Origin of the sequence: Pseudothauera lacus, assembly GCF_003034845.1 — a bacterium.
GTDB classification, from domain to species: domain Bacteria; phylum Pseudomonadota; class Gammaproteobacteria; order Burkholderiales; family Rhodocyclaceae; genus Pseudothauera; species Pseudothauera lacus.
Window position 1 is genome coordinate 1 of the sequence record NZ_PZKC01000027.1, and the last position, 5,341, is coordinate 5,341.

Annotated in this window: 2 tRNA genes and 3 rRNA genes; all 5 read right to left on the reverse strand. The window is 54.7% G+C overall.

Annotation, left to right across the window (positions count from 1 at the left end):
• Window positions 1-7: 7 nt before the first annotated feature.
• Window positions 8-120: ribosomal RNA gene (rrf, locus tag C8261_RS16960) — 5S ribosomal RNA — on the reverse strand.
• A 76-nt stretch (window positions 121-196) separates the two neighbouring features.
• Window positions 197-3,082 (reverse strand): 23S ribosomal RNA (locus C8261_RS16965).
• A gap of 303 nt (window positions 3,083-3,385) precedes the next feature.
• Window positions 3,386-3,461 (reverse strand) — tRNA-Ala (locus C8261_RS16970).
• 16 nt (window positions 3,462-3,477) lie between these two features.
• Window positions 3,478-3,554: transfer RNA gene (locus C8261_RS16975), tRNA-Ile, on the reverse strand.
• Between the two features lie 76 nt (window positions 3,555-3,630).
• Window positions 3,631-5,166, reverse strand: a 16S ribosomal RNA gene (locus C8261_RS16980).
• Together the 16S, 23S and 5S rRNA genes with 2 tRNA genes alongside form the textbook arrangement of a ribosomal RNA operon.
• Window positions 5,167-5,341 lie beyond the last annotated feature (175 nt).

Below are 5,341 nucleotides of genomic sequence, written 5' to 3' on the forward strand. Positions count from 1 at the left end.
TGGGTTAGTCTGACGATGACCTACTTTCGCGAGGGGAACCTCACTATCATCGGCGCGGTCTCGTTTCACGGTCCTGTTCGGGATGGGAAGGGGTGGTACCGAGACGCTATGGTCGTCAGACTTTGAGCGGGTAACAAATGTGGATAGCAGTTGTGTTGGGTAGTGACTGTTTTAGAGTTGTGTTGCGCAAGGTTATAGGATCAAGCCGCACGGGCAATTAGTATCGGTTAGCTACACGTGTTGCCACGCTTCCACACCCGACCTATCAACGTTGTGGTCTTCAACGACCCTTCAGGGGGCTCGAGGCCCCGGGGAAGTCTCATCTTGAGGCGAGTTTCCCGCTTAGATGCTTTCAGCGGTTATCTCTTCCGCACTTAGCTACCCGGCGATGCGACTGGCGTCACAACCGGTACACCAGAGGTGCGTCCACTCCGGTCCTCTCGTACTAGGAGCAGGTCCCCTCAAACTTCCAGCGCCCACGGCAGATAGGGACCAAACTGTCTCACGACGTTTTAAACCCAGCTCACGTACCACTTTAAATGGCGAACAGCCATACCCTTGGGACCGGCTACAGCCCCAGGATGTGATGAGCCGACATCGAGGTGCCAAACTCCGCCGTCGATGTGAACTCTTGGGCGGAATCAGCCTGTTATCCCCAGAGTACCTTTTATCCGTTGAGCGATGGCCCTTCCATACAGAACCACCGGATCACTATGACCTGCTTTCGCACCTGCTCGACTTGTCGGTCTCGCAGTCAAGCCGCCTTTTGCCATTGCACTATCAACACGATGTCCGACCGTGTCTAGGCGACCTTCGTACTCCTCCGTTACCTTTTGGGAGGAGACCGCCCCAGTCAAACTGCCTGCCATGCACGGTCCCCGACCCGGATTCACGGGCCTGGGTTAGAACCTCAACGACACCAGGGTGGTATTTCAAGGTTGGCTCCATGAGAACTGGCGTCCCCACTTCAAAGCCTCCCACCTATCCTACACAAGTCCCGTCAAAGTCCAATGCAAAGCTACAGTAAAGGTTCATGGGGTCTTTCCGTCTTGCCGCGGGGAGATTGCATCTTCACAAACACTTCAACTTCGCTGAGTCTCAGGAGGAGACAGTGTGGCCATCGTTACGCCATTCGTGCAGGTCGGAACTTACCCGACAAGGAATTTCGCTACCTTAGGACCGTTATAGTTACGGCCGCCGTTTACCGGGGCTTCGATCAAGAGCTTGCACCCCATCACTTAACCTTCCGGCACCGGGCAGGCGTCACACCGTATACGTCATCTTTCGATTTTGCACAGTGCTGTGTTTTTAATAAACAGTCGCAGCCACCGATTCTCTGCGGCCCCTTCGCCCTTCGGATGTTCTCCTACAAGCTAATGGGGCATACCTTCTCCCGAAGTTACGGTATCAATTTGCCGAGTTCCTTCTCCTGAGTTCTCTCAAGCGCCTTGGTATTTTCAACCTGCCCACCTGTGTCGGTTTGCGGTACGGTCGATCATAGACTGAAGCTTAGAGGCTTTTCCTGGAAGCATGGTATCAATCACTTCGGTCTCAAAGAGACCTCGTCATCACGCCTCAGCTTAGCTCCGCGGATTTGCCTACGGTGCATGCCTACACGCTTAAACCGGGACGTCCAACACCCGGCTGACCTAACCTTCTCCGTCCCCCCATCGCATCTATGACCGGTACGGGAATATTGACCCGTTTCCCATCGACTACGCTTTTCAGCCTCGCCTTAGGGGCCGACTCACCCTGCGCCGATGAACGTTGCGCAGGAAACCTTGGGCTTTCGGCGAGGGAGCTTTTCACTCCCTTTATCGCTACTCATGTCAGCATTCGCACTTCCGATACCTCCAGCATCCCTTACGAGACACCTTCACAGGCTTACGGAACGCTCCCCTACCATGCACTTGCGTGCATCCGCAGCTTCGGTTCATGGCTTGAGCCCCGTTACATCTTCCGCGCAGGACGACTCGACTAGTGAGCTATTACGCTTTCTTTAAAGGGTGGCTGCTTCTAAGCCAACCTCCTAGCTGTCTATGCCTTCCCACTTCGTTTGCCACTTAGCCATGCATTTGGGACCTTAGCTGGCGGTCTGGGTTGTTTCCCTCTTGACAACGGACGTTAGCACCCGCTGTCTGTCTGCCGTATATCACTTTGCGGTATTCGGAGTTTGCTATCGCGGGGTAGATCGCAATGACCCCCCCAACGATTACAGTGCTCTACCCCCGCAAGTGTCCGTACGACGCACTACCTAAATAGTTTTCGGGGAGAACCAGCTATTTCCGGATTTGTTTAGCCTTTCACCCCTATCCACAGCTCATCCCCTAACTTTTCAACGTTAGTGGGTTCGGACCTCCAGTACCTGTTACGGCACCTTCATCCTGGCCATGGATAGATCATCCGGTTTCGGGTCTACATCATGCTACTAAAGCGCCCTTATCAGACTCGCTTTCGCTACGCCTCCCCTATTCGGTTAAGCTCGCAACATAACGTAAGTCGCTGACCCATTATACAAAAGGTACGCAGTCACCCCACAAGGAGGCTCCCACTGTTTGTATGCATGCGGTTTCAGGATCTATTTCACTCCCCTCCCGGGGTTCTTTTCGCCTTTCCCTCACGGTACTGGTTCACTATCGGTCGATCACGAGTATTTAGCCTTGGAGGATGGTCCCCCCATCTTCAGACAGGATTTCACGTGTCCCGCCCTACTTGTCGCACGCTCAGACCCGCCACCTTGTTTTCGCATACGGGGCTATCACCCTTTATTGCCGGACTTTCCAGACCGTTCTGCTAACAAGATGGTTTAGTCGTGCAGGCTGATCCGCTTTCGCTCGCCACTACTGACGGAATCTCGGTTGATTTCTGTTCCTCGAGCTACTTAGATGTTTCAGTTCGCTCGGTTCGCCTCCTCTGGCCTATGTATTCAGCCAGGGATACTCCTTGCGGAGTGGGTTTCCCCATTCGGACATCACGGGATCAAAGCTCCATTGCCAGCTCCCCCGTGCTTTTCGCAGGCTTGCACGTCCTTCATCGCCTGTGATCGCCAAGGCATCCACCACATGCACTTAGTCGCTTGATCCTATAACCTTGGGCCCTCTGTTCGAAGGCCCGGCAATAGGCAATACAACTCGTTTGTGCGCGCCAGGTGCTGCCGCCGGTTCAAAGCGCAGCCCTTGACGCGATGCAATCACTACCCATCACACGCGATGCAATGCTGACTGCCACCGCGTGTGCTTTACTACTGCTATCCAATTTGTTAAAGAACGGTCCTCTTGAGCATCTGCCCGGCTACGCCGGCCGACGCCGAAGGGGTGAAGTCTTGGCCGACCCACTCGGGCGACAAACACTTCACACCTTCCCTGCACAACACTTGAACACCGCTTGGTGGAGCTGGTCGGGATCGAACCGACGACCTACGGCTTGCAAAGCCGCCGCTCTCCCAGCTGAGCTACAGCCCCCCGGACCTGAAACGCTTGGTGGGTCTGGTTGGGTTCGAACCAACGACCCCCGCCTTATCAAGACGGTGCTCTAACCAGCTGAGCTACAGACCCGCTGTGTGTTGCGAGGCACGACACGTTGAACAACCGATAAGTTGTGGATACTTGGTCACCGTGACCTTTTCTCTTGAAAGGAGGTGATCCAGCCGCAGGTTCCCCTACGGCTACCTTGTTACGACTTCACCCCAGTCATGAATCTCACCGTGGTAAGCGCCCTCCCGAAGGTTAAGCTACCTACTTCTGGTGAAACCCACTCCCATGGTGTGACGGGCGGTGTGTACAAGACCCGGGAACGTATTCACCGCGACATGCTGATCCGCGATTACTAGCGATTCCGACTTCACGTAGTCGAGTTGCAGACTACGATCCGGACTACGATCGGCTTTAAGGGATTGGCTCCACCTCGCGGTTTGGCAACCCTCTGTACCGACCATTGTATGACGTGTGAAGCCCTACCCATAAGGGCCATGAGGACTTGACGTCATCCCCACCTTCCTCCGGTTTGTCACCGGCAGTCTCACTAGAGTGCCCAACTAAATGCTGGCAACTAGTGACAAGGGTTGCGCTCGTTGCGGGACTTAACCCAACATCTCACGACACGAGCTGACGACAGCCATGCAGCACCTGTGTCCAGGCTCCCGAAGGCACTCTCGGCTCTCACCAAGATTCCTGGCATGTCAAGGGTAGGTAAGGTTTTTCGCGTTGCATCGAATTAATCCACATCATCCACCGCTTGTGCGGGTCCCCGTCAATTCCTTTGAGTTTTAACCTTGCGGCCGTACTCCCCAGGCGGTCAACTTCACGCGTTAGCTGCGTCACTCAGTGCGTTACCGCTCCGAACGACTAGTTGACATCGTTTAGGGCGTGGACTACCAGGGTATCTAATCCTGTTTGCTCCCCACGCTTTCGTGCATGAGCGTCAGTACAGGCCCAGGGGGCTGCCTTCGCCATCGGTGTTCCTCCACATATCTACGCATTTCACTGCTACACGTGGAATTCCACCCCCCTCTGCCGTACTCTAGCCTTGCAGTCACAAACGCAGTTCCCAGGTTAAGCCCGGGGATTTCACATCTGTCTTACAAAACCGCCTGCGCACGCTTTACGCCCAGTAATTCCGATTAACGCTCGCACCCTACGTATTACCGCGGCTGCTGGCACGTAGTTAGCCGGTGCTTCTTCTGTCGGTACCGTCAGCAACGGGCTATGTTAGAGCCCGCCTTTTCTTCCCGACTGAAAGAGCTTTACAACCCGAAGGCCTTCTTCACTCACGCGGCATGGCTGGATCAGGCTTGCGCCCATTGTCCAAAATTCCCCACTGCTGCCTCCCGTAGGAGTCTGGGCCGTGTCTCAGTCCCAGTGTGGCTGATCATCCTCTCAGACCAGCTACGGATCGTCGCCTAGGTGGGCCTTTACCCCACCTACTAGCTAATCCGACATCGGCCACTCCAATCGCACGAGGTCCGAAGATCCCCCGCTTTCTCCCTCAGGACGTATGCGGTATTAGCTACTCTTTCGAGTAGTTATCCCCCACGACTGGGCATGTTCCGATGCATTACTCACCCGTTCGCCACTCGCCGGCGGGCCGAAGCCCCCGCTGCCGTTCGACTTGCATGTGTAAAGCATGCCGCCAGCGTTCAATCTGAGCCAGGATCAAACTCTTAAGTTCAATCCAGCAAAGCACTCAAAATCATTACTGACTTTTTGCGAGCACTCAAATCATTGTGAATCCACTGCCCGAAGGCAGCTTGCGGTCACAACAACCAAGCACCCACACTTATCGGTTGTTCAAGTTTTTAAAGATCTGCTGCTCAAGCAGCGAAGAAGCGAGATTTTGAAGCAAC